Annotated in this window: 21 protein-coding genes; 7 read left to right on the top strand and 14 right to left on the bottom strand. The window is 73.0% G+C overall.

Annotated features, from left to right (window positions below; genetic code table 11):
- Positions 1-139 precede the first annotated feature (139 nt).
- Entirely contained in the window at positions 140-490 is a 351-nt protein-coding gene (locus ACFSJS_RS19825; RefSeq protein ID WP_380902246.1) for a hypothetical protein, read from the bottom strand.
- A gap of 123 nt (positions 491-613) precedes the next feature.
- Complete coding sequence (locus tag ACFSJS_RS19830) at positions 614-1,588, bottom strand: heme o synthase (RefSeq protein ID WP_380902248.1); 975 nt, start codon at positions 1,586-1,588, stop codon at positions 614-616.
- 511 nt (positions 1,589-2,099) lie between these two features.
- On the opposite strand from ACFSJS_RS19830, the gene tkt reads away from it, so the two are divergent.
- From tkt to pgl, 5 genes are read left to right on the top strand one after another with little or no spacing between them, the layout of a single operon-like run.
- On the top strand, positions 2,100-4,178 hold the full coding sequence (tkt, locus tag ACFSJS_RS19835) for a transketolase (protein WP_380902250.1): 2,079 nt from the start codon (positions 2,100-2,102) through the stop codon (positions 4,176-4,178).
- Between the two features lie 34 nt (positions 4,179-4,212).
- Positions 4,213-5,331, top strand: a complete 1,119-nt coding sequence (gene tal, locus ACFSJS_RS19840) for a transaldolase (RefSeq protein ID WP_380902252.1) — start codon at positions 4,213-4,215, stop codon at positions 5,329-5,331.
- Between the two features lie 5 nt (positions 5,332-5,336).
- Positions 5,337-6,863 (top strand): glucose-6-phosphate dehydrogenase, encoded by a 1,527-nt coding sequence (gene zwf, locus ACFSJS_RS19845; protein WP_380902254.1) that lies wholly within the window; start codon positions 5,337-5,339, stop codon positions 6,861-6,863.
- Positions 6,860-7,969 (top strand): glucose-6-phosphate dehydrogenase assembly protein OpcA, encoded by a 1,110-nt coding sequence (gene opcA, locus ACFSJS_RS19850; RefSeq protein ID WP_380902257.1) that lies wholly within the window; start codon positions 6,860-6,862, stop codon positions 7,967-7,969. Before zwf ends, opcA begins: the two co-directional genes overlap by 4 nt.
- Positions 7,966-8,763, top strand: coding sequence for a 6-phosphogluconolactonase (gene pgl, locus ACFSJS_RS19855; RefSeq protein ID WP_417824142.1), 798 nt, complete (start codon positions 7,966-7,968; stop codon positions 8,761-8,763). Before opcA ends, pgl begins: the two co-directional genes overlap by 4 nt.
- 90 nt (positions 8,764-8,853) lie before the next feature.
- Here the strand turns inward: pgl and pgi are convergent, their stop codons facing one another.
- From pgi to ACFSJS_RS19915, 12 genes are all read right to left on the bottom strand, one after another.
- Positions 8,854-10,509: a glucose-6-phosphate isomerase gene (pgi, locus tag ACFSJS_RS19860; protein ID WP_380902259.1), complete on the bottom strand. Its 1,656-nt coding sequence runs from the start codon at positions 10,507-10,509 to the stop codon at positions 8,854-8,856.
- Between the two features lie 135 nt (positions 10,510-10,644).
- A complete protein-coding gene (locus tag ACFSJS_RS19865) occupies positions 10,645-10,980 on the bottom strand; it encodes an RNA polymerase-binding protein RbpA (protein WP_076971064.1) in 336 nt (111 codons plus the stop codon).
- A 162-nt stretch (positions 10,981-11,142) separates the two neighbouring features.
- A complete protein-coding gene (gene secG, locus ACFSJS_RS19870; RefSeq protein WP_380902261.1) occupies positions 11,143-11,379 on the bottom strand; it encodes a preprotein translocase subunit SecG in 237 nt (78 codons plus the stop codon).
- 186 nt (positions 11,380-11,565) lie between these two features.
- Positions 11,566-12,342: a triose-phosphate isomerase gene (gene tpiA / locus ACFSJS_RS19875; RefSeq protein ID WP_380902263.1), complete on the bottom strand. Its 777-nt coding sequence runs from the start codon at positions 12,340-12,342 to the stop codon at positions 11,566-11,568.
- A 101-nt stretch (positions 12,343-12,443) separates the two neighbouring features.
- Positions 12,444-13,646, bottom strand: a complete 1,203-nt coding sequence (locus tag ACFSJS_RS19880) for a phosphoglycerate kinase (RefSeq protein WP_380902265.1) — start codon at positions 13,644-13,646, stop codon at positions 12,444-12,446.
- 138 nt (positions 13,647-13,784) lie between these two features.
- Positions 13,785-14,789 carry a type I glyceraldehyde-3-phosphate dehydrogenase gene (gene gap, locus ACFSJS_RS19885; RefSeq protein ID WP_380902267.1) on the bottom strand — a complete coding sequence of 335 codons (1,005 nt, stop codon included), beginning with the start codon at positions 14,787-14,789 and terminating at the stop codon, positions 13,785-13,787.
- Positions 14,790-15,007: 218 nt separating this feature from the next.
- Positions 15,008-15,985, bottom strand: a complete 978-nt coding sequence (whiA, locus tag ACFSJS_RS19890; RefSeq protein WP_380902269.1) for a DNA-binding protein WhiA — start codon at positions 15,983-15,985, stop codon at positions 15,008-15,010.
- Positions 15,976-16,995 carry a gluconeogenesis factor YvcK family protein gene (locus ACFSJS_RS19895; RefSeq protein WP_380902271.1) on the bottom strand — a complete coding sequence of 340 codons (1,020 nt, stop codon included), beginning with the start codon at positions 16,993-16,995 and terminating at the stop codon, positions 15,976-15,978. The genes whiA and ACFSJS_RS19895 overlap by 10 nt, the downstream gene beginning before the upstream one ends.
- Positions 16,992-17,978 carry an RNase adapter RapZ gene (gene rapZ, locus ACFSJS_RS19900; RefSeq protein WP_380902273.1) on the bottom strand — a complete coding sequence of 329 codons (987 nt, stop codon included), beginning with the start codon at positions 17,976-17,978 and terminating at the stop codon, positions 16,992-16,994. Before rapZ ends, ACFSJS_RS19895 begins: the two co-directional genes overlap by 4 nt.
- 35 nt (positions 17,979-18,013) lie before the next feature.
- Complete coding sequence (uvrC, locus tag ACFSJS_RS19905) at positions 18,014-20,056, bottom strand: excinuclease ABC subunit UvrC (protein WP_380902275.1); 2,043 nt, start codon at positions 20,054-20,056, stop codon at positions 18,014-18,016.
- 87 nt (positions 20,057-20,143) lie between these two features.
- Positions 20,144-20,800, bottom strand: a complete 657-nt coding sequence (locus ACFSJS_RS19910) for an MBL fold metallo-hydrolase (protein ID WP_380902277.1) — start codon at positions 20,798-20,800, stop codon at positions 20,144-20,146.
- Positions 20,801-20,866: 66 nt separating this feature from the next.
- On the bottom strand, positions 20,867-21,616 hold the full coding sequence (locus tag ACFSJS_RS19915) for a maleylpyruvate isomerase family mycothiol-dependent enzyme (RefSeq protein WP_380902279.1): 750 nt from the start codon (positions 21,614-21,616) through the stop codon (positions 20,867-20,869).
- Between the two features lie 174 nt (positions 21,617-21,790).
- Between ACFSJS_RS19915 and uvrA the strand changes: the two genes are divergently transcribed.
- Positions 21,791-24,637, top strand: a complete 2,847-nt coding sequence (gene uvrA / locus ACFSJS_RS19920; protein ID WP_380902281.1) for an excinuclease ABC subunit UvrA — start codon at positions 21,791-21,793, stop codon at positions 24,635-24,637.
- 26 nt (positions 24,638-24,663) lie between these two features.
- Positions 24,664-25,098: a QcrA and Rieske domain-containing protein gene (locus ACFSJS_RS19925; RefSeq protein WP_380902283.1), complete on the top strand. Its 435-nt coding sequence runs from the start codon at positions 24,664-24,666 to the stop codon at positions 25,096-25,098.
- The last annotated feature ends 49 nt before the right edge of the window (positions 25,099-25,147 follow it).

The raw sequence follows: 25,147 nt of genomic DNA on the forward strand, positions 1-25,147 counted from the left end.
GCCGGCGGCGGGTCTCCCGCCGCCGGCCCTCCGGCGTTTCGCCGCGCGCCCGTTCACCGGTGCGGCCCGCAGGGCCCCACCGCCCCGGCCGCGCCGGGCGGCCGCGCCGGGCGGCCGCGGCGGACCGCCGCCGCGCCCGTCAGCCGTTCCTCGGCCCGCCCAGCTGGATGCCCGCCATCCGCTCCCACTCGTAGGGGCCGGTGCGGATGCGGGCGGCCAGTTCGCCGTCCAGGTTCTCGTGGAGGGCGACTCCGGCCTCCTCCGCGGCCCGCTCCGCGATCTGCCGGGAGGGGGCCACCAGGTCGCCCCAGCCGCCGTCGGCACCGACCAGGACGAGTCGCACGCCGCGCTGCCCGAGGTACGCGATCTGGCCGTCGGCGCTGCCGCCGCGCTCCCGGGCGAACGCCGTGATCTCCTTGGCGAGCTTGGTCGTCCAGCGCCGGGCCCGGGCGTCGGACCTGGTCTCTTCCGCCTGCTGTGTAGTGGCCATGCCCTGGATGCTACCGGTGGGTAGATCACCTGGCGACTGCTGCTGCGGGTGGCCTGCGCCACCTCTGCGCGCCGGCCGGCGCGCTCAGGCGCGCAGGGGGCGGCGGGGGTGCCCCCGCGCGCCTCAGCGCAGGAACGGATCGACCGCCACCGCCACGAAGAGCAGCGACACGTACGTGATCGACCAGTGGAACAGCCGCATCTCCTTGAGCTTCGCCCCGGTGACCCCGGCCTTGGCACGGGCCTGGAGGGCGTGGGCCTCCCACAGCCACCAGCCGCCCGCGACGACCGCGACCAGCGGGTAGAACCAGCCGACGTACCCCAGCGGCCACAGGGTCAGCGAGACGGCCACCATGATCCAGCTGTAGACCACGATCTGCCGGGCCACGGTCCGGTTGCCCGCGACGACCGGGAGCATGGGGACGCCCACCCGGGCGTAGTCGTCCCTGACCTTCATCGACAGCGGCCAGTAGTGCGGCGGCGTCCAGAAGAAGATCACCAGGAAGAGGACGACGGCGGCCCAGCTCACCTCGTTCGTCACCGACGACCAGCCGATGAGGACGGGCATGCAGCCCGCGATGCCGCCCCAGACGATGTTCTGGGAGGTGCGCCGCTTGAGGAGCATCGTGTAGACGACGACGTAGAAGAGCAGGGCGGCCAGGGAGAGCGCCGCCGAGAGCCAGTTGACCAGCACCCCGAACCACACGGTGGAGACCACCGCGAGGGTGAGGCCGAAGACCAGCCCCTCGCGCGGCGAGACCACTCCGGTCACCAGCGGGCGCTGCTCGGTGCGGTGCATCAGCGCGTCGATGTCGCGGTCGATGTACATGTTCAGCGCGTTGGCGCCGCCCGCCGACAGGTAGCCGCCCACACAGGTGGCCAGGACCAGCCACAGGTCGGGCACGCCCTGCTCGGCGAGGAACATCACCGGAATGGTGGTGATCAGCAGCAGTTCGATGATCCGCGGCTTGGTCAGCGCGACGAAGCCCTTGATGCGGGCCCCGAGCGGCCGGTGCACTGGGCTCGGATCGAGCTCCCCCTCAGCCCTCCGGGCGTGGGCGGTACCCCCACCCGTGGGACGGGATTCGACGGCCGTCACGGACACCCCTGATCACGATGCGACATGCGCGGCTCGCGCCGCGTGGGAACAAGCGAGCCCGGGCCCCCCGGGGCCGGCGGTGACTCGCACGTACCACGCCACTGTAGACGCTGGCCATACGCCGCTCGCCTCCGGGGTGGCCCGTGTTGGGGACACCCCGCGCCGGGAGGCGGCGGGGGGCGCCCGGACGGGGGCGGCGGAGCGCGCCGGGCGGCACCCCGCCGGACGCCGCCCGGCGGCGCCCGTCCCCACCCCCTCCCCACCGTTACGGAGAGTGACGGAGATCGGAGTGCCGGGCTCGGCGGAGCGCCTCCGCTCATGTGCGCTCCGTGGCCGTCAGATGCCCGCCGGAAGCCCCGCCGGACATCCGTTTCCATCCGATTCGTCCAGGGCGTTGCCCAAAGGATGAGGAGCGGGAAAAGGGGAACACCAGCGGGGGTACGCTCGACACCGCCCGGTGTGACCCGACCGACACCGGCCTTCGACCTGTGGAGAGGAGCCCTGACGCAGGGTGAGCACCAAGCCGACCGCAACAGACCTCGAGTGGACCGAACTGGATCAGCGGGCTGTCGACACCGTCCGTGTCCTGGCCATGGACGCCGTGCAGAAAGTCGGCAACGGCCACCCAGGTACGGCCATGAGTCTGGCGCCCGCCGCGTACCTGCTCTTCCAGAAGCTGATGCGGCACGATCCGTCCGACGCGCGGTGGGCGGGCAGGGACCGGTTCGTCCTCTCGCCCGGCCACACCAGCCTGACCCTCTACATCCAGCTCTACCTGTCCGGTTACGGGCTGGAGCTCGACGACCTCAAGGCCTTCCGCACCTGGGGCAGCAAGACCCCGGGCCACCCCGAGTACGGCCACACGGCCGGCGTGGAGACCACCACCGGCCCGCTGGGCCAGGGCATCGCCAACGCCGTGGGCATGGCGATGGCCGCCCGCTACGAGCGCGGCCTGTTCGACCCGGACGCCGCGCCCGGCACCTCCCCCTTCGACCACACCGTCTGGGCGATCGTCTCCGACGGCGACCTGGAGGAGGGCGTCTCCGCCGAGGCGTCCTCGCTGGCCGGCCACCAGAAGCTGGGCAACCTCGTCGCCCTGTACGACGACAACCACATCTCCATCGAGGGCGACACGGCGACCGCGCTCTCCGAGGACGTCCTCAAGCGCTACGAGGCCTACGGCTGGCACGTCCAGCGCATCGAGCAGGCCGAGAACGGCGACTTCGACGTGCGGGCGCTGTACGCGGCGCTGAAGGCGGCGCAGGAGGAGACCGAGCGGCCGTCCATCATCGCGGCCCGCACGATCATCGCCTGGCCCGCGCCGAACGCCCAGAACACCGAGGCCTCCCACGGCTCGGCGCTGGGCGAGGAGGAGGTCGCGGCCACCAAGCGGGTGCTGGGCTTCGACCCCGAGCGGCACTTCGACGTCGCCGACGAGGTCCTCGCGCACGCCCGCAAGGTCGTCGACCGGGGCCGCGAGGCGCGCGCGGAGTGGGACAAGCGGCTCGCCGAGTGGCGCGAGGCCAACCCCGAACGCGCCGCCGAGTTCGACCGGATCAGCGCCGGCGAGCTGCCCGAGGGCTGGGAGAAGGCGCTGCCCGTCTTCGAGCCGGGCAAGGACATGGCCACCCGCAAGGCCTCCGGCGCGGTGCTCAAGGCGCTGGGCGGGGTGCTGCCCGAGCTGTGGGGCGGCTCCGCCGACCTCGCGGGCTCGAACAACACCACCATCGACGCCTCCTCGTCCTTCCTGCCGGCGGACAACCCGCTGCCGGAGGCGGACCCGTACGGCCGCACGGTGCACTTCGGCATCCGCGAGCACGCCATGGGCTCGACCATGAACGGCATCGCGCTGCACGGCAACACCCGGATCTACGGCGGCACCTTCCTGGTGTTCTCCGACTACATGCGCCCGGCGGTGCGGCTGGCGGCGCTGATGAAGCTGCCGGTCACCTACGTGTGGACGCACGACTCCATCGGCCTGGGCGAGGACGGCCCGACCCACCAGCCCGTGGAGCACCTGGCCGCGCTGCGCGCCATCCCGGGCCTGAACGTGGTCCGCCCGGCCGACGCCAACGAGACCGCGATCGCCTGGCGCGAGGTCATGCGCCGCCACGGCGACCGCCCGGCCCCGCACGGCATCGCGCTGACCCGCCAGAACGTGCCCACCTACGAGCCGAACGAGGACGCCGCGCGCGGCGGCTACGTGCTGTTCGAGGCCGAGGGCGGCGAACCGGAGGTCGTCCTGATCGCCACCGGCTCCGAGGTGCAGCTCGCCGTCGCCGCCCGCGAGACCCTCCAGGCCGAGGGCGTGCCCACCCGCGTGGTGTCGATGCCGTGCCTGGAGTGGTTCGAGGAGCAGGACCGGCAGTGGCGCGAGAGCGTCCTGCCGCCGTCGGTGAGGGCGCGCGTGGCGGTCGAGGCCGGCGTCGGCCTGACCTGGCACCGGTACGTCGGCGAGGCCGGCCGGATCGTCTCCCTGGAGCACTTCGGCGCCTCGGCCGACTACAAGGTGCTCTACCGCGAGTTCGGTCTGACCCCGGAGGCCGTCGTCGCCGCGGCCCGGGAATCGATCGACGCCGCCGCACGCTGACGCCAACAGGCAACGGAACAGGAGAGCATCCCTCATGACAGACGCACTCAAGCGCCTGAGCGACGAAGGCGTCGCGATCTGGCTGGACGACCTGTCCCGCCAGCGCATCACGTCCGGCAACCTGGCCGAGCTGGTGGACGACAGCCACGTCGTGGGCGTCACCACCAACCCCTCGATCTTCCAGAAGGCGATCTCCGAGGGCCACGGCTACGACCGGCAGCTCACCGACCTCGCCTCCCGCGGCGTCACCGTGGAGGAGGCGATCCGGATGATCACCACCGCCGACGTCCGCGACGCCGCCGACATCCTGCGCCCGGTCTTCGACGCCACCAACGGCCAGGACGGCCGGGTCTCCATCGAGGTGGACCCGCGCCTGGCCCACGCCACGCGCCCGACGGTCGCCGAGGCCAGGCAGCTCGCCTGGCTGGTGGACCGCCCCAACACCCTGATCAAGATCCCCGCCACCAGCGCCGGTCTCCCCGCCATCACGGAGACCATCGCCGCAGGCATCAGCGTCAACGTCACGCTGATCTTCTCCCTCGAGCGCTACCGGATGGTGATGGACGCCTACATGGCGGGCCTGGAGCAGGCCAAGGACGCGGGCCTGGACCTGTCGGAGATCCACTCCGTGGCGTCGTTCTTCGTCTCCCGGGTGGACACCGAGATCGACAAGCGGCTGGCCGCCCTGGGCACCGAGGAGGCCGACGCGCTCAAGGGCAAGGCCGCGCTGGCCAACGCCCGGCTGGCCTACCAGGCCTACGAGGAGGTCGTCGCCTCCGACCGCTGGACGGCCCTGGAGGCCGCCGGCGCCAACCGGCAGCGCCCGCTGTGGGCCTCCACCGGCGTGAAGGACCCGGCCTACCCCGACACCCTCTACGTCACCGAGCTGGTCGCCCCGAACACGGTGAACACCATGCCGGAGGCCACCTTGAAGGCCGTCGGCGACCACGGCGAGATCACCGGCGACACGGTGCGCGGCACCTACGAGCAGGCCCGCGCCGACCTCGACGCGATCGCGCGGCTCGGCATCGACTACGACGAGGTCGTCGAGCAGCTGGAGGTCGAGGGCGTCGAGAAGTTCGAGAAGGCCTGGAGCGACCTGCTGGCCTCCACCGAGGCCGAACTCGAGCGTCTCGCCCCGAAGGAGGCCTGACGCAGGTGAGCAGCGCAGCCAACCCGCTGCGTGACGCACAGGACCGGCGGCTCCCGCGCATCGCGGGGCCGTCGGGCCTGGTCATCTTCGGCGTCACGGGTGATCTGTCGCGAAAGAAGCTGATGCCCGCCATCTACGACCTGGCCAACCGGGGCCTGCTCCCCCCGGGCTTCTCCCTCGTCGGCTTCGCCCGCCGCGAGTGGGCGGACCAGGACTTCTGCCAGGTCGTGTACGAGTCCGTCAAGAAGTACGCGCGCACGCCCTTCCGCGAGGAGGTCTGGCGGCAGCTGGGCGAGGGCATGCGCTTCGTGCCGGGCGTCTTCGACGACGACGAGGCGTTCGCCACGCTGAAGTCCACCATCGAGGAGCTGGACTCCTCCCGCGGCACCGGGGGCAACTTCGCCTTCTACCTCTCGGTGCCCCCGAAGTTCTTCCCCACGGTCCTGGAGCAGCTCAAGAAGCACGGGCTGTCCGACGCGCCCGAGGGGTCCTGGCGCCGCGCGGTCATCGAGAAGCCCTTCGGGCACGACCTGGCCAGCGCCCAGGAGCTCAACCGGGTCGTCCACCGGGTCTTCCGGCAGTCCGACGTCTTCCGGATCGACCACTACCTGGGCAAGGAGACGGTCCAGAACATCCTGGCGCTGCGCTTCGCCAACACGATGTTCGAACCCCTGTGGAACCGCAGCTACGTGGACCACGTGCAGATCACGATGGCCGAGGACATCGGCATCGGCGGACGGGCGGGCTACTACGACGGCATCGGCGCGGCGCGCGACGTCATCCAGAACCACCTGCTCCAGCTGCTGGCCCTGACCGCGATGGAGGAGCCCTCCTCCTTCGACGCCAAGGCGCTGGTCACCGAGAAGCTCAAGGTGCTCAACGCGGTGCGGCTGCCGAAGGACCTGGGCCTGCACACCGTGCGCGGGCAGTACCAGGCCGGCTGGCAGGGCGGCCGGAAGGTGCCCGGCTACCTGGAGGAGGAGGGCATCGACCCGGCCTCCCGCACCGACACCTACGCCGCCCTCAAGCTGGAGATCGACAACCGCCGCTGGGCGGGCGTCCCCTTCTACCTGCGCACCGGCAAGCGGCTGGGCCGCCGGGTCACCGAGATCGCGGTGGTCTTCCAGCGCGCCCCCTACTCCCCCTTCGACGCCACCGACACCCAGGAGCTGGGCCAGAACGCCCTGGTCATCCGGGTGCAGCCGGACGAGGGCGTCACGATCCGGTTCGGCTCCAAGGTGCCCGGCACCTCGATGGAGATCCGCGACGTGACGATGGACTTCGCCTACGGCGAGTCCTTCACCGAGTCCAGCCCGGAGGCCTACGAGCGGCTCATCCTGGACGTCCTGCTGGGCGACGCCAACCTCTTCCCCCGGCACCAGGAGGTCGAGCGGTCCTGGGAGATCCTGGACCCGGTCGAGGAGTACTGGGACAAGCACGGCAGTCCCGAGCCGTACACCGCCGGGACCTGGGGGCCCCAGGCGGCCGACGAGATGCTCGCACGCGACGGACGGAGCTGGCGGCGGCCATGAACATCGACCTCACTGACACCACCTCCGGCGAGATCAACTCCACCCTGGTCACGGCGCGGCGGGCGATGGGCAGTCCGGCCGTCGGAATGGTCCTCACCCTCGTCATCGTCACGGACGAGGGCAGCCACTACGACGCGCTGAAGGCGGCCAACGAGGCGTCGAAGGAGCACCCCTCGCGCATCCTCGTCGTCGTCCGGCGCCCGGGCCGCTCCCCCCGCGACCGGGCCACGGCCCGGCTCGACGCCGAGGTGCGGGTGGGCGGTGAGACCGGCACCGGGGAGACGGTCCTGCTGCGGCTGCACGGCGAGCTGGCGGGCCACGCCCACAGCGTGGTGCTGCCCCTGCTGCTGCCGGACGCCCCCGTGGTGGTCTGGTGGCCGGCCGACGCACCCGAGCACCCCTCGAAGGACCCGCTGGGCGCCCTCGCCCAGCGGCGCATCACCGACGCCGCCGAGACCGAGGACCCGGTCTCGGCCCTCCGGCTGCGCGCCCTGTCCTACGCGCCCGGCGACACCGACCTGGCCTGGACCCGCGTCACCCTGTGGCGCAGCGTGCTGGCTGCGGCCCTGGACCAGGGGCAGACCCCGATCACCGGGGCCGCGGTCGAGGGCGAGGAGTACAACCCCAGCGTCGAGCTGCTGGCGCTCTGGCTCGCGGCACGGCTGGAGGTCCCCGTGCGGCGGGTGGTCTCCGAGGGGCCGGGCATCACGGCCGTGCGGATGGCGACCGGTGAGGGCGACGTCTGCCTGGTGCGCGGCTCCGGCTCGCTGGCCCGGCTCTCCGTGCCCGGTCAGCCGGACCGGGGCGTGGCACTCCACCGGCGCTCCACGGCCGAGCTGATCGCGGAGGAGCTGCGGCGCCTGGACCCGGACGAGACCTACGCGCAGGCGGTCGGTTTCGGCCTGGACCGGCTGGAGCGCCCCGGGGCCGCGGCGGCGACGGGAGGCGCCGCGGAGCCGGCGCAGGACGCGGAGCCGGCGCAGGAGCCGGCGCAGGAGCCGGCGCAGGAGCCGGCCGCGGAACCGGCAGGGGGCGCCGGGTCCCCCGCCGCGAAGGGCGCGGGCAGGAGCCGGGCGAAGCGGTCCGGCAGGAAGGAGGCCCGGTGACCGCCCCCGGACACGGCTCCCCCCAGCTCGTCGTCCACCCCGACACCGGGCGGATGGCCCGGGCCACGGCGGCCCGGCTGGTCACCGCGGTCGCGGAGGCGCAGGCCGCGCGCGGCGGCGCCTCCGTCGTGCTGACCGGCGGCCGCAACGGCAACGCGCTGCTGGCGGCCCTGGCCCAGGCACCGGGACGGGACGGCGTGGACTGGTCCCGGGTCGACCTGTGGTGGGGCGACGAACGCTTCCTGCCCGACGGCGACCCGGACCGCAACCACACCCAGGCCCGCGAGGCGTTCTTGGACGCCGTGCCGCTGGACCCGGCGCGCATCCACCCGATGCCGGCCTCCGACGGACCGCACGGCCACGACGCGGCGGCCGCCGCCGCGGCGTACGCGGCCGAACTGGCCGCCGCGGCGGACGCGGACGGCGCGGGCGGGGGCACGCCGCGGCTGCCGGTCTTCGACGTCCTGCTGCTCGGCCTCGGCCCGGACACCCACGTCGCCTCCCTCTTCCCCGGGCACCCGGCCGTGCGGGAGGAGGAGCGGACGGTCACCGGCGTCCTGGAGGCCCCCAAGCCGCCGCCGACGCGGATCTCCCTCACCCTGCCCGCCATCCGGTCGGCCCGGCAGGTCTGGCTGCTGGCGGCGGGCGAGGACAAGGCGGAGGCCGCAGCCGGCGCGCTGGCGGCCGACGACCCCTTCGAGGTCCCCGCGGCGGGCGCCCGGGGCCGTGAGCGCACCGTGTGGATCCTGGACGAGGCGGCGGCCGCCCGCCTGCCCGCCTCGGCCCGGGGCTGAGCGGGGCCGGGAGGCACCGAAACGGCCTGTGGCCCGCTCCCCCCGGCCGGGGGAGCGGGCCACAGGCGCACCGGCCCGGCCGGCGCGGGCTCAGCCGCGGCCGCGCAGGTCCCGGTAGCGGGCCACCAGAGCGGCCGTGGAGGCGTCCAGGCCCTCCACCTCGGCGCCCTCGGTCAGGGCGGGCTCGACGCGCTTGGCGAGCACCTTGCCCAGCTCCACGCCCCACTGGTCGAAGGAGTCGATGTCCCACACCGCGCCCTGGACGAACACCTTGTGCTCGTAGAGCGCGACCAGCTGGCCCAGCACCGACGGCGTCAGCCCGGAGGCCAGGATCGTCGTCGTGGGGCGGTTGCCCCGGAAGGTGCGGTGCGGCACCTGCTCCTCGGCGACGCCCTCCGCCCGGACCTCCTCGGCGGTCTTGCCGAACGCCAGGGCCTGGCCCTGGGCGAAGAGGTTGGCCATCAGCAGGTCGTGCTGCCCGGCCAGCTCCGGTGACAGTCCGGGCACCGGGCGGGCGAAGCCGATCAGGTCGGCGGGGACCAGCCTGGTGCCCTGGTGCAGCAGCTGGAAGTAGGCGTGCTGGCCGTTGGTGCCGGGGGTGCCCCAGACCACCGGCCCGGTCTGCCAGGCGACCGGCTCGCCCTGCCGGTCCACCGACTTGCCGTTGGACTCCATGTCGAGCTGCTGGAGGTAGGCGGTGAACTTCGACAGGTAGTGGCTGTAGGGCAGCACCGCGTGCGACTGGGCGTCGAAGAAGGAGCCGTACCAGATCCCCAGCAGGCCCAGCAGCAGCGGGGCGTTCTCCTCCGGCGGCGCGGTGCGGAAGTGCTCGTCGACGGTGCGGAAGCCGTCGAGCATCTCGCGGAAGCGGTCCGGGCCGATGGCGATCATGAGCGAGAGGCCGATGGCCGAGTCGTACGAGTAGCGCCCGCCGACCCAGTCCCAGAACTCGAACATGTTCGTGGTGTCGATGCCGAACGCCTCGACCGCCTCCGCGTTCGTCGACAGCGCCACGAAGTGCTTGGCCACCGCCTCCTTCCCCGCGCCCAGGCCGCTCAGCAGCCAGTCCTTCGCCGAGGTGGCGTTGGTGATCGTCTCGATCGTGGTGAAGGTCTTGGAGGCGACGACGAACAGCGTCTCGGCCGGGTCCAGCCCTTGGAGCGCCTCGTGGAGGTCCGAGCCGTCCACGTTGGAGACGAAACGGACGTCCAGCTTCCGGTCGGTGTAGGCGCGCAGCGCCTCGTAGGCCATCGCCGGGCCCAGGTCGGAGCCGCCGATGCCGATGTTGACGACCGCCCTGACGGGCCTGCCGGTGTGGCCGGCCCACTTGCCCGAGCGCACCGCCTCGGCGAACGCCGACATCCGGTCGAGCACGGCGTGGACGGCGGGGACGACGTTCTCCCCGTCGACCTCGACCACCGCGTCGCGCGGCGCGCGCAGGGCGGTGTGCAGCACGGCCCGGTCCTCGGTGGTGTTGATCCGCTCGCCGCGGAACATCGCGTCCCGCAGCCCGGCGACGCCGGCGGCCCCGGCCAGCTCGCGCAGCAGCCGCAGCGTCTCGTCCGTCACCAGGTTCTTGGAGTAGTCCAGGTACAGGTCGCCGACCCGGACGGTGTACCGCTCGGCGCGGCCCGGGTCCGCGGCGAACAGGTCGCGCAGGTGCACCTCCCCCAGCTCCTCGCGGTGCCTGGCCAGCGCCTGCCACTGCGGCATGCGGTCGAGCCTGTCGCGGCCTTCAGCGTTCATCTGCGAACTCAGTCCACTTCTCTCGTGACGAACCCCGCCGCGGACCAACCTAATGGAACGACGGCTCGGCCGCGCGCCCCGGCGGGGCGTACGGCCGAGCCGTCGCCGCGTGTCCGCCGGCCGGTCGGCCCGCGTTCAGATCTCGCCGCGGAGCTTGGCCAGCGCCTCGGCGAGGATCGCCTCGCCGTCGGCGTCGCTGCGCCGCTCGCGCACGTACGCCAGGTGCGTCTTGTACGGCTCGGTGCGCGGCGGGTCCGGCGGGTTGTCCCGGTCCTTGCCGGCCGGAAAACCACAGCGCGGACAGTCCCAGGTGTCCGGGATCTGCGCATCGCTGGCGAAGCTCGGCTGGGTCTCGTGCCCGTTGGAGCACCAGAAGGAGATGCGCAGACGCGGCGCGGACTCGCCCCGCTCGGCCTCCCCCATGGGCCCCGCTCCAACCCGGCTTCCCCGGATCGCGTTGCCACTTGCCACGGTCGTAACTCCCTGCCTCATGGTGCGGCGGAGCCTCGACGGACCGCTCCGCTGCGGGTGCCCCAGTGTACGTAGGGCCCAACGCACGTCCACAGACCGGAGTTACCGCCCCGCAGGACCGTGGACGCGAGCCTCATGATAGGCCGGGACGGCGGCGGAGCGTCAGGCGTCGAGCTTCATCAGGATGCCGAGCGCCACGATGATGGCGAACCAGACGAGGCCGACCACGACCGTGATGCGGTCGAGGTTGCGCTCGGCGACCGAGGAGCCGCCGACGGAGGACTGCATGCCGCCGCCGAACATGTCGGAGAGGCCGCCGCCCTTCCCCTTGTGCATCAGCACGAGCAGCATCAGCAGCAGGCTGAAGACGACGAGGGCGATGGAGAACCCCAGGATCACGGCTGGACCAACTCTCTCGGACGGGTGGAAGACGGATGGGAACTGCCGGGTGGTGCGGGTGGTGCCGGTGGTGCGTGCCCCGCGCGGGTGCGGGGCCGGGAGGCGCGCGGTGTGCCCGCTCCCGGCCCCGACAGGGTACGACGTGCGGCGCCCGGCGTCACTCGCCGCCGATCACGGCGGCGGCTCTCACTGGTCGCGGAAGCGGACGATCCGCACGAACTCGTCCACGTCCAGCGAGGCCCCGCCCACCAGGGCACCGTCCACGTCCGGCTGCGCCATGATCGCGGCGACGTTCCCGGCCTTCACCGAGCCGCCGTACTGGATGCGGACCCTGTCGGCCAGCTCCCGGTCGTACAGCTCGGCCAGACGGCCGCGGATCGCGCCGCACACCTCCTGGGCGTCCTCGGGGGTGGCGACCTCGCCGGTGCCGATGGCCCACACCGGCTCGTAGGCGATGACGACGGTCGCGGCGTGCTCGGCGGGGACGCCCTCGAGCGCGCCGTCCACCTGGGCGAGGGTGTGGGGGACCTGGTCGCCCGCCTTGCGGACGTCCAGGCCCTCGCCGACGCACAGGATCGGGGTCAGGCCGTGCCGGTAGGCGGCCTTGACCTTGGCGTTGCACAGCTCGTCGGTCTCGCCGTGGTACTGGCGGCGCTCGGAGTGGCCGACGGCCACGTAGGAGCAGTTGAGCTTGGCGAGCATCGCGCCGGAGACCTCTCCGGTGTACGCGCCGGACTCGTGCGCCGACAGGTCCTGGGCGCCGTAGCGGATCTTCAGCTTGTCGCCGTCGACCAGGGTCTGCACCGACCGCAGGTCGGTGAAGGGCGGCAGGACGGCGACCTCGACGGCCTCGTAGTCCTTGTCGCTCAGGGCGAAGGCGAGCTTCTGGACGTGGGCGATGGCCTCGAGGTGGTTGAGGTTCATCTTCCAGTTGCCCGCCATCAGCGGGGTGCGGGTGGCCATGGCTCTGCCTCTCAGTTCGCTTCTCCGCCCGCGCGGCGCGGGGGCGCGGGCGTCCTCGTGATCGTCTGCGGCGCGGCGGCCGCGCGCGCGGCGCCCATCCCTCAGTCCTCCAGCGCGGCGAGGCCCGGGAGCGTCTTGCCCTCCAGGTACTCGAGGCTCGCGCCGCCGCCGGTCGAGATGTGGCCGAACGCCTTCTCGTCGAAGCCCAGGATGCGGACGGCCGCGGCGGAGTCGCCGCCGCCGACGACGGTGAAGGCCGGGCTGTCGACCAGGGCCCGGGCGACGGCCCGGGTGCCCCCGGCGTAGTCGGGGTGCTCGAAGACGCCCATCGGGCCGTTCCAGAAGACGGTGGCGGCGTCGGCGAGCTTGGCGGCGTACAGCTCACGGCTGCGGGGGCCGATGTCCAGGCCCATCAGCTCGGCCGGGATGGCGTCCGCGGGGACCGTGGTGTGCTCGGTGGGAGCCTTGGCGCCCAGGTCGGGGAAGCCGGCGGCGGCCACCACGTCCACGGGCAGGACGAACTCCACGCCGCGCTCCGCGGCGCGCTTGAGGTAGCCCTGGACCGCCGGGACCTGGTCCTCCTGGAGCAGCGAGGAGCCGATCTCGTGGCCCTGGGCCCGGAGGAAGGTGTACGCCATGCCGCCGCCGACGAGGATGCGGTCGGCGCGCTCCAGCAGGTGCTCGATGACACCGAGCTTGTCGGAGACCTTGGCGCCGCCCAGGACGACCGCGTAGGGGCGCTCGACGTCGTCGGTGAGCTTGCGCAGCACCCCGACCTCGGTGGCGATGAGGTCGCCGGCGGCGTGCGGCAGCCGCGCCGGGAGGTCGTAGACGGAGGCGTGCCGGCGGTGGACGGCCCCGAAGCCGTCGCCGACGTAGAGGTCGGCGAGGCCGGCGAGTCGGTCGGCGAAGGCGCCGCGCTCGGAGTCGTCCTTGCTGGTCTCCCCGGCGTTGAAGCGGAGGTTCTCCAGCACCGCCACCTGCCCGTCGGCGAGGCCGCCGACGGTGGACCGGGCGGACTCCCCGACGGTGTCGGAGGCGAACGCGACCTCCCTGCCCAGGAGTTCGCCCAGCCGCCTCGCGACGGGGGCGAGGGAGAACTCCGGGTCCGGGGCGCCCTTGGGACGGCCCAGGTGGGAGGCGACGACCACCCGGGCGCCGGCCTCGGCCAGCCTGGTGATCGTGGGGACGGCGGCGCGGATGCGGCCGTCGTCGGTGATGGTCCCGCCCTCGAGCGGCACGTTGAGGTCGGCGCGGACGAAGACCCGCCGGCCCGCCACGTCGAGATCGTCGATCGTCTTCATGGTCTGACTCCGTAGTGGTCGGCCCCCGGGGCCGGTTCCGTGGTCGGTCGTCGTGAGGCGGGGCCCGCGGGGCGCGTCGTCGCGCCCTGCGGGCCCCGCCGTGTCACGTCTCGGCGCTGGTGGGGTGGAGCGGTGCGGTCAGAGCCGCTCGCCGACGTAGACCGTCAGGTCCACGAGGCGGTTGGAGTAGCCCCACTCGTTGTCGTACCAGCCGACGACCTTGACCTGCTTGCCCTGGACCATGGTCAGGGAGGAGTCGAAGGTGCAGGAGGCCGGCCAGTTGACGATGTCCGAGGAGACGATCGGGTCCTCGGTGTACTCCAGGATGCCCTTCAGCTGGCCCTCGGCGGCCTTCTGGAAGGCGGCGTTGATCTCGTCCCTGCCGGCCTCGCGGTCGAGCTCCAGCACGAGGTCGGTGACCGAGCCGGTCGGGACCGGGACGCGCATGGCGATGCCGTCCAGCTTGCCCTTGAGCTGCGGCAGGACGAGGGCGGTGGCCTTGGCGGCACCGGTCGAGGTCGGGATGATGTTCTCGGCCGCGGCGCGGGCCCGGCGCAGGTCCTTGTGCGGGAAGTCCAGGATGCGCTGGTCGTTGGTGTAGGCGTGGACGGTCGTCATCATGCCCTTGACGATGCCGAAGTTCTCGTCCATCACCTTGGCCATCGGCGCCACGCAGTTGGTGGTGCAGGAGGCGTTGGAGACCACGTGGTGCTTCTCGGCGTCGTAGGACTCGTGGTTGACGCCCATGACGACGGTGATGTCCTCGTTCTTGGCCGGGGCCGAGATGAGGACCTTCTTCGCGCCGGCCGCGAGGTGCTTGGCGGCGTCCTCGCGCTTGGTGAAGATGCCGGTGGACTCGATGACGATGTCGGCGCCGAGCTCGCCCCACGGGAGGGCGGCCGGGTCGCGCTCGGCCATCGTCTTGAAGGTCTGGTTGCCCACCGTGATGGTGTCGGCGGTGTGGCCGACCTCCTGGTTGAGGCGGCCCAGGATGCTGTCGTACTTCAGCAGGTGCACCAGGGTCGCGTTGTCGGTCAGGTCGTTGACACCGACGATCTCGACGTCCGCGCCCTGCTCCAGGAGAGCGCGGAAGTAGTTGCGACCGATGCGGCCAAAGCCGTTGATGCCTACGCGGATCGTCACGAACCGATCTCCTCGTTGGTACGCCGGTGCGGATACCGACGATGCTGTTTGGGATGTCCCCGACCACTTCCGACCCTACCGCGCCAGGCCCCGGCGAGTGGCATCGGCCACTATCCGGACACGGTGTGGCGCGGGGCGCCGCGCCGGGCGCGGACGGGCGGCCCGGACGGGCGGCGGGGGCGAGGAGAGGCACCCGGTGCGGGCCGCGGGCCCCGGCGTCAGCCGACCATCTCCTCCGTCAGGTTCGACTCGGTGCCGGGGATGCCCAGATCGGCGGCGCGCTTGTCGGCCATGGCGAGCAGCCGCCGGATGCGTCCGGCGACGGCGTCCTTGGTCAGCGGCGGGTCGGCCAGCGCGCCCAGCTCCTCCAGGGACGCCTGCTTGTGCTCCATCCGCAGCCGGCCGGCGGCGGCCAGGTGCTCGGGCACGTCGTCGCCCAGGATCTCCAGCGCGCGCTGCACCCGGGCGCCGGCGGCGACGGCCGCGCGGGCCGAACGGCGCAGGTTGGCGTCGTCGAAGTTGGCCAGCCGGTTGGCGGTGGCGCGCACCTCGCGGCGCATCCGCCGCTCCTCCCAGGCCAGCACCGACTCGTGGGCGCCCAGGCGGGTGAGCAGGGCGCCGATGGCGTCGCCGTCCCGGACGACGACGCGGTCCACGCCGCGCACCTCGCGGGCCTTGGCGGCGATCTGGAGGCGCCGGGCGGCACCGACGAGGGCGAGGGCGGCCTCGGGGCCGGGGCAGGTGATCTCCAGGGAGGAGGAGCGGCCGGGCTCGGTGAGCGAGCCGTGCGCCAGGAAGGCACCGCGCCAGGCGGCCTCGGCGTCGCAGGTGGCGCCGGAGACGACCTGCGGCGGCAGGCCCCGCACGGGGCGGCCGCGGCCGTCGACCAGGCCGGTCTGCCGGGCGAGCTGGTCGCCGCCCGCCACCACCCGCACCACGTAGCGGCTGCCGCGGCGCAGTCCGCCGGGGGCCATCACCACCAGGTCGGAGGCGTGGCCGAAGATCTCCAGGATGTCCTTGCGGAGTCTGCGGGCGGCGATGCCGGTGTCCAGCTCGGCCTCGATCACGATGCGACCGCTCACCAGGTGCAGTCCGCCCGCGAAGCGCAGGATCGACGAGACCTCCGCCTTCCGGCAGCAGGTCCGGGTGACGGGGAGCCGGGAGATTTCGTCCTTCACCGCTGCCGTCATCGCCATGGGCCGATCCTTCCATGCATTCGAAAAATACGGTCGTACGCGGCGGCCAGCAGCTCCGGATCGTGCCGGGGCACTCCGCCCGGCCCGGCGACCTCGGCCAGTTCGACCGTTCCGCCCAGCCGCCCGGCGGCATCGCGGAGGCCCTCCTCGTCGGGCACGGCGGCCCGGTCGGCCAGCACCACGTCGAAGGTGAGTTTAGGGGCGTGCCGTGCCAAAACCTCCAAATGACGCTGCGGTGAGAAGCCCTCGGTCTCACCGGGCTGCGGCGCGAGGTTGAGCGACAGCACCCGGCGCGCCCGGGTCTCGGTGAGCGCCTTGAGGAGTTCGGGGACCAGCAGGTGCGGGATCACCGAGGAGAACCAGGAGCCGGGCCCGAGCACCACCCAGTCGGCGTCCATGACCGCCTCGACCGCCTCGGGGACGGCGGGCGGGTCGTGCGGGACGAGGTGCACCCGCTGCACCTCGCCGGGGGTGAGGGCGACGGTGGCCTGGCCCCGGACGGTGGTGACCTCCTCCGGGCGCGCCGGGTCGTGGCCGCGCACCAGGGCCCGCAGCTCCAGGGGCACGGCGGACATCGGCAGCACCCGGCCGTGCGCGCCCAGCAGCTTCCCCACCAGGTCGAGGGCCGCGACGTGGTCCCCGAGCTGCTCCCACAGGGCGACGATCAGCAGGTTGCCCACCGCGTGCTCGTGCAGGTCCCCCCTGCTGACGAAGCGGTGCTGGATGACCCGGGCCCACGTCCGGCCCCACTCGTCGTCGCCGCAGAGCGCGGCCAGGGCCTTGCGGAGGTCCCCCGGAGGCAGTACGCCCAGCTCGTCGCGGAGCCGCCCGCTGGAGCCGCCGTCGTCGGCGACGGTGACGACGGCGGTCAGGTCGCGGGTGATGCGGCGCAGCGCGGCGAGCGAGGCGGACAGGCCCATGCCGCCGCCGAGTGCCACCACCTTCGGGGTCCCACCGCGGCTGACGCGGGTGGTGACCAGCCGCCTCAGCCTCCGGGTGCGGACGCTCACTCGCGTCCCATGTCCCGGTGCACCACGACGGTCTCCACGCCCTCGGCGGCCAGCCGCCGGGCCAGTCTCTCGGACATCGCGACGCTGCGGTGCTTGCCCCCGGTGCAGCCCACGGCGATGGTCGCGTAGCGCTTGCCCTCCCGCCGGTAGCCCGCGGCGACGAGCTGGAGCAGCTCGGCGTAGCGGTCCAGGAACTCCTTGGCGCCGGGCTGGTTGAAGACGTACTGGGCGACCTCCTCGTTGAGGCCGGTGTACGGCCGCAGCGCGGGGACCCAGTGCGGGTTGGGCAGGAAGCGGCAGTCGACGACCAGGTCGGCGTCCACGGGGAGGCCGTACTTGTAGCCGAAGGACATCACCGTCGCCCGCAGCTCGGGCTCCTCCTCGCCGGCGAACTGGGCGTCGAGCTTGGCGCGCAGCTCGTGGACGTTGAGGGAGGAGGTGTCGATGACCAGGTCGGCGTCGCCGCGCAGCTCGCGCAGCAGGTCGCGCTCGGCGGCGATGCCGTCCACGATCCGCCCGTCGCCCTGGAGCGGGTGGGGGCGGCGCACCGACTCGAAGCGGCGCACCAGGGCGTCGTCGGAGGCCTCCAGGAAGACGATGCGCCGGGTGACGTTCTTGGCGTCGAGGTCGGCGAGGGACTCGCGCAGGTTGTCGAAGAAGCGGCGGCCCCGGACGTCGACGACGACGGCGATCTTCGCGACGTTGCCCTGGGAGCGGGCCCCCAGGTCGACCATGGTCGGGATCAGGGCGGGCGGCAGGTTGTCCACCACGAACCAGCCGAGGTCCTCCAGGCACTTGGCGGCGGTGCTGCGGCCCGCGCCGGACATGCCGGAGATGATCACCAGTTCGGGGATCGCCGAGCCCTCGCCCCCGGCCGCCTGGCCCGCGGCGTCCGCGGCCTGCGCGTCGTCCGCGGCGGCGTCCGCCGGGTCCCTGCCCGTGTCCGTTCCCACCTGTGCTCCGTCTCCCGTGTTCCCGCTCATCCGCTCTCCCCCGGTGGACGATGGTCCGCTCGTGCTCACTGGTCTTCCAGGATCTCACCCGTGGCGGTGTTCACCGCCGGGGCGGCCGGTGCCGCCTGCGCCAGGGCGGCGGCGACGGTCTCGGCGGTCTTGCGGCCGATCCCGGGGACCTCGCATATCTGGTCGACGGTGGCGGCGCGCAGGCGCTTCACCGAGCCGAAGTGCTTGATCAACGCCTGTTTCCTGGTCTCCCCCAGGCCGGGGACGGCATCCAGGGGGCCTGCCCTCAGCGACCGCGACCGCTTGCCGCGCTGGTAGCGGATGGCGAAGCGGTGCGCCTCGTCGCGGACCCGCTGCAGAAGGTACAGGCCCTCGCTGGTGCGCGGCAGCACCACCGGGTCGTCCTCGCCGGGCAGCCACACCTCCTCCAGGCGCTTGGCCAGCCCGCACACGGCCACGTCGTCGATGCCCAGCTCGTCCAGGGCCCGCCGGGCGGCGGCGACCTGCGGCTGCCCGCCGTCGACGACCACCAGCTGCGGCGGGTAGGCGAACTTCGGCGGCCGCTCGCGCCCCGTCCCGCCGTCCCGCTCCCCGGCGGGCCGTTCGGCCGGGGCGGGCCCTTCGCCGGCCCCGGTCCCCTCCGCGCCGGCGGCCGGGAGGCCGCCGGGCTCCTCCCCCGTCCCCCACTCGCCGGTGCGCTGCCGCTCCTGGAGGTAGCGGCGGAAGCGGCGGGAGACCACCTCGTGCATGGAGCGGACGTCGTCCTGTCCCGCGAAGCCCTTGATCTGGAAGCGGCGGTACTCGCTCTTGCGGGCCAGGCCGTCCTCGAAGACCACCATCGAGGCGACCACGTCGTCGCCCTGGAAGTGGGAGACGTCGAAGCACTCGATGCGCAGCGGCGCCGAGTCCAGCCCGAGGGCCTCGGCGATCTCCTCCAGGGCGCGGGAGCGGGTGGTCAGGTCGGAGGCGCGCCTGGTCTTGTGCAGGACCAGGGCCTGCTGCGCGTTGCGCTGGACCGTCTCCATCAGGGCCCGCTTGTCGCCGCGCCGGGGCACGCGCAGGTCGACGGCCGCGCCGCGCCGCCCGGCCAGCCATGCCGTGACGGGCCCGGCCGGCTCGGGCAGGGCCGCGACCAGCACCTCCCGGGGGACGGCGTCGCCGCTCTCCTCGCCGTAGAGCTGCTGGAGGGCGTGCTCGACCAGTCCGGCGGCGGTGACCTCCTCCACCTTGTCGGTGACCCAGCCGCGCTGGCCGCGCACCCGCCCGCCGCGGACGTGGAAGATCTGGACGGCGGCCTCCAGCTCGTCCTCGGCCACCGCGATCAGGTCGGCGTCGGTGGCGTCGGCGAGGACGACCGCGTTCTTCTCCATGGCGCGCCGGAGCGCCTCGATGTCGTCGCGCAGCCGGGCCGCCCGCTCGTACTCCATCTCCTCCGCGGCCCGGTGCATCTCCTGCTCCAGCCGGCGCAGGTGCGTGCCCGTGCGCCCCGCCATGAAATCGCAGAACTCCTCCGCCAGCCGGCGGTGCTCCTCGGCGGTGACGCGGCCGACGCAGGGGGCGGAGCACTTGCCGATGTAACCCAGCAGGCAGGGGCGGCCGATCTGGGCCGAGCGCTTGAAGACGCCGGCCGAGCAGGTGCGCACGGGGAAGACCCGCAGCAGCAGGTCCACCGTCTCGCGGATCGCCCAGGCGTGGGCGTAGGGGCCGAAGTAGCGCACGCCCTTCTTCTTGGGTCCGCGCATCACCTGGACGCGCGGGAACTCCTCGTTCAGCGTCACCGCGAGGGAGGGGTAGCTCTTGTCGTCGCGGTACTTGACGTTGAACCGGGGGTCGTACTCCTTGATCCAGGAGTACTCCAGCTGGAGCGCCTCGACCTCGGTGGTCACCACCGTCCACTCCACGGAGGCGGCCGTGGTGACCATGGTGCGCGTGCGCGGGTGGAGGCCCGCCAGGTCCTGGAAGTAGTTGGCCAGGCGCTGGCGCAGGCTCTTCGCCTTCCCGACGTAGATCACCCGGCCGTGTTCGTCACGGAACCTGTAGACCCCCGGGGAGTCGGGGATCTCTCCAGGCCTGGGGCGGTAGCTGGAGGGGTCTGCCATGCGGCCAACCCTACTGGCGGGGGGTGACGGGAGGGGCGGGCGACGCGGTTCGGCCCGGCCGCCCCTCCCGGCCGCGGCGGCCCGCGGTCACCAGCCGCGCTCGCGCCACTGCGGCAGGTGGGGGCGCTCGGCGCCCAGGGTGGTGTCGGCGCCGTGCCCGGGGTAGACCCAGGTCTCGTCGGGCAGCTCCCCGAAGAGCTTGGTCTCCACGTCGTGCAGCAGGGAGGCGAACGCCTCGGCGTCGCCGCGGGTGTTGCCCACCCCGCCCGGGAAGAGGCTGTCCCCGGTGAAGACGTGCGGGTGGCCGTGGGGGTCGTCGTAGACGAGCGCGACGGAGCCGGGGGTGTGGCCCCGCAGCCGGCGGACGGTGAGGGGGACCCGGCCGACGGTGACGGTGTCCCCGTCGTCCAGGAGCGTGTCGGTGGGGACGGGGATGCCCTCGGCGTCGTGGCGCCCGGCGCAGGTGCGGGCCCCGGTGGCGCGCACGACGTCGTCGAGCGCCTGCCAGTGGTCGGCGTGGCGGTGGGTGGTGACGACGGCGGTCACGCCGTCGTCGCCGATGAGGCCGAGCAGGGTCCCGGCGTCGGCGGCGGCGTCGATCAGCAGCTGCTCGCCGGTGGCGCGGCAGCGCAGCAGGTAGGCGTTGTTCTCCATGGGGCCGACCGCGACCTTGGAGATCATCAGGTCGGTCAGCTCGTGGACGTCGGCCGGGCCGCCGACCACGACCTTTCCGGTGTACGGCATGGGGCTCGCGACTCCTTTCGGGGGGCGCTTCGGGCAGGTGGCGCGCGGTGCGGGCGGCCGGCGCGCCTACAGGGGCGGCAGCGGGGGCAGGACGGGGACGGAGGCGGTGAGCCCCGCGCCGTCGGTGCGGCCGGTGAGCCAGCCGACGAGAGCGGTGGCCGTGCCCGAGACCACGACCGCCTCCTCCGCCGCGCCCTCCGGTCCGTCCTGCCCGGCGCCGGCCGTGCGGCCGGTGCGCAGGGCCCGGCCGTCCCCGGCGCGCAGTTCGAGGGGCCTCACCTTGGGGTTCCCCGAGAACCGCCTGGCCATGTTCTCCAGCTCGCGCTCGGTGAAGTCGGCCGGCATGTCGCCGAGACCGTAGCCGATGCCGAGGTCGACGTGGTGCAGCTCGACCTCGATGCGGCGGCGGAAGGGCACGGAGGAGGCCAGGTCGGTGACGCCGTTGCGCAGCTCGACGGTGGCCCGCCACCGCTCCCCGGTGAGGGCGGCCATCGCCCGGTCCAGGCGGGCGGCGCTGGTGCGCAGGTCCTCCAGCTGGACCGCCAGGGGGCGGGGGGCGCCGCGCTCGATGTCGGCGTCGCGGGCCTCGGCGCTGGGATACATCGGCCGTCCGGCGAGTACGTTGGTCAGGGCGTCGGCGTTGCGGGACAGGTGGGCCAGGACGTGTCCGCGGGTCCAGCCGGGCAGCCGGGAGGGTTCGGCGAGCGCGGCGTCGTCCAGCTTCTCCACGGCGGCCAGGAGGCGGTCGGTGGACTCCTTCAGGGCGGCGGCGTCGGCGGCTGGGTCAGCGGCGGGGTCAGCGGCGGGCGAAGTCATGATCCAAAGCTATCCCCGCCACTCCTTCGGGTGAAGCTCTGGGAGGCCGCCCGTAAATCGAATGTGCGTGCTATAGGCTCGCGATGTGCACCGCGTACGACATCACGGCGGCGCTCCCCATACCCTGGGCGGGGGCTCCGCCCCCTGTTCTCCACACGAAAGGTGCCGACCGGCGTGACCGACCGTCTCATCGTCCGTGGCGCTCGCGAGCACAACCTCAAGAACGTCTCGCTCGACCTCCCCCGGGACTCCCTGATCGTCTTCACCGGGCTCTCGGGGTCGGGCAAGTCCTCGCTCGCCTTCGACACGATCTTCGCCGAGGGGCAGCGCCGTTACGTGGAGTCGCTGTCCTCCTACGCCCGGCAGTTCCTGGGGCAGATGGACAAGCCCGACGTGGACTTCATCGAGGGGCTGTCGCCGGCGGTCTCCATCGACCAGAAGTCCACCTCGCGCAACCCCCGCTCGACGGTCGGCACCATCACGGAGGTCTACGACTACCTCCGTCTGCTGTTCGCGCGGATCGGCAAGCCGCACTGCCCCGAGTGCGGGCGCCCGATCGCCCGGCAGTCCCCGCAGGCCATCGTGGACAAGGTGCTCTCCCTGGAGGAGGGCAGCCGCTTCCAGGTGCTCTCCCCGCTGGTGCGCGAGCGCAAGGGCGAGTTCGCCGACCTCTTCGCCGAGCTCCAGTCCAAGGGCTACAGCCGCGCCCGGGTGGACGGCGAGACCGTCCAGCTCTCCGACCCGCCGAAGCTGAAGAAGCAGGAGAAGCACACCGTCGAGGTGGTCGTGGACCGCCTGACGGTGAAGGAGAGCGCCAAGCGGCGGCTGACGGACTCGGTGGAGACCGCCCTCGGGCTCTCCGGCGGCATGGTCGTCCTCGACTTCGTCGACCTGGACCGGGACGACCCGCAGCGCGAGCGGATGTACTCCGAGCACCTGTACTGCCCCTACGACGACCTGTCGTTCGAGGAGCTGGAGCCGCGCTCGTTCTCCTTCAACTCCCCCTTCGGGGCCTGCCCGGAGTGCACCGGCATCGGCACCCGCATGGAGGTGGATCCGGAGCTGATCGTCCCCGACGAGGACAAGTCGCTGGACGAGGGGGCCATCCACCCCTGGTCGCACGGGCACTCCAAGGAGTACTTCGGGCGGCTCGTCGGCGCCCTGGCCGACGCCCTGGGCTTCCGCACCGACATCCCCTGGAGCGGGCTGCCGCAGCGCGCGAAGAAGGCCCTGCTCAACGGCCACAGGACGCAGGTCGAGGTCCGCTACCGCAACCGCTACGGGCGGGAGCGGTCGTACACCACCGCCTTCGAGGGCGCGGTGCCCTTCGTGCGGCGGCGGCACTCGGAGGCCGAGTCGGACGCCGGCCGGGAGCGCTTCGAGGGCTACATGCGCGAGGTGCCCTGCCCGGCCTGCGAGGGCACCCGGCTCAAGCCGGTCGTCCTGGCCGTGACGGTGCAGGGGAAGTCGATCGCGGACATCTCCGCGATGTCGATCAGCGAGTGCGCCGACTTCCTGGGCGCCATGGAGCTCGACGACCGCGAGAAGACCATCGCCGAGCGGGTGCTGAAGGAGGTCAACGAGCGGCTGCGGTTCCTGGTCGACGTCGGCCTGGACTACCTCTCCCTCAACCGCGCCGCCGGGACGCTCTCGGGCGGCGAGGCGCAGCGCATCCGGCTGGCGACCCAGATCGGCTCCGGTCTGGTGGGCGTGCTGTACGTGCTGGACGAGCCCTCCATCGGCCTGCACCAGCGCGACAACCACCGGCTGATCGAGACCCTGGTGCGGCTGCGGAACCTGGGCAACACCCTGATCGTCGTCGAGCACGACGAGGACACCATCAAGACCTCCGACTGGGTGGTGGACATCGGCCCCGGCGCGGGCGAGCACGGCGGGAAGGTGGTGCACAGCGGTCCGCTGAAGGAGCTGCTGGCCAACGAGGAGTCGATGACCGGGCAGTACCTGTCCGGCCGGCGCAGCATCCCCACCCCCGCCGAGCGCCGCCCGGTGGACCGCAAGCGGATGCTGACGGTGCGCGGGGCCAAGGAGAACAACCTGCGCAACATCGACGTCTCGTTCCCGCTGGGAGTGCTCACCGCGGTCACGGGCGTCTCCGGATCGGGCAAGTCCACCCTGGTCAACGACATCCTCTACACCCACCTGGCGCGCGAGCTGAACGGCGCGAAGGCGGTGCCCGGGCGGCACGTGCGGGTCGAGGGCGACGAGAAGGTGGACAAGGTCGTGCACGTCGACCAGTCCCCCATCGGCCGCACCCCGCGCTCCAACCCGGCCACCTACACCGGCGTCTTCGACCACGTGCGCCGGCTGTTCGCGGAGACGACGGAGGCGAAGGTCCGCGGCTACCAGCCGGGGCGCTTCTCCTTCAACGTCAAGGGCGGCCGCTGCGAGAACTGCTCCGGCGACGGCACGATCAAGATCGAGATGAACTTCCTGCCGGACGTGTACGTGCCGTGCGAGGTCTGCCACGGCGCGCGCTACAACCGGGAGACGCTGGAGGTGCACTACAAGGGCAAGTCCATCGCGGAGGTGCTGGACATGCCCATCGAGCAGGCGCTGGACTTCTTCGAGGCGGTCCCCGCCATCGCCCGCCACCTGCGCACCCTCAACGACGTCGGGCTCGGCTACGTCCGGCTCGGCCAGCCCGCCACGACGCTCTCCGGCGGCGAGGCGCAGCGCGTCAAGCTCGCCTCCGAGCTGCAGAAGCGCTCCACCGGGCGCACGGTCTACGTGCTGGACGAGCCCACCACCGGCCTGCACTTCGAGGACATCCGCAAGCTGATCGAGGTGCTGTCCGGGCTGGTCGACAAGGGCAACACCGTGATCGTCATCGAGCACAACCTCGATGTGATCAAGACGGCGGACTGGATCGTGGACATGGGCCCGGAGGGCGGCAGCGGCGGCGGCATGGTCGTGGCCGAGGGCACTCCGGAGCAGATCGCCGCGGCCCCGGAGAGCCACACCGGCAAGTTCCTCCAGACCGTCCTGCCGTCGGCCCCCTGAGAGACCGAGGAGAACAAGAGCACCCCATGAGCACCCAGCCTCCCGGCCGCCGCACCGTCCTGTGCGGCGCGGCCCTCACCGGAGCCGCCGGGCTCGGTCTGACCGGCCTGACGGCCTGTTCGGTCCGCCCGGACGACAAGCGCGGTCCGGCCGTCCCGACCGCCCCCGCGGACCTCGGAGCGGCCGACGCCGTACCGGTGGGCGGGGCCCGGCTCTACCGGGACGAGAAGCTGGTCGTCTCGCAGCCGGCCGGGGGCGAGTTCAGGGCGTTCAGCGCGGTGTGCACCCACGCGGGCTGCGTGCTGAGCTCGGTGGAGGAGCTGGAGGCCCTCTGCACCTGCCACGGCAGCCGCTTCGACACCGCCAGCGGCGAGGTGCTGGCGGGCCCGGCGAACGAGCCGCTGCCCGAGGTCCCGGTCCGGGTGGAGGGCGGCCGTCTGGTCGCCGGGCCCGGCGACTGACCCGCGGCGGGCCCGCCCCCGCACGATCCCGCGCCTGCCCCGTCCGGCC

This window comes from Streptomyces desertarenae (assembly GCF_042681365.1).
Classification (GTDB): Bacteria; Actinomycetota; Actinomycetes; order Streptomycetales; family Streptomycetaceae; genus Streptomyces; species Streptomyces desertarenae.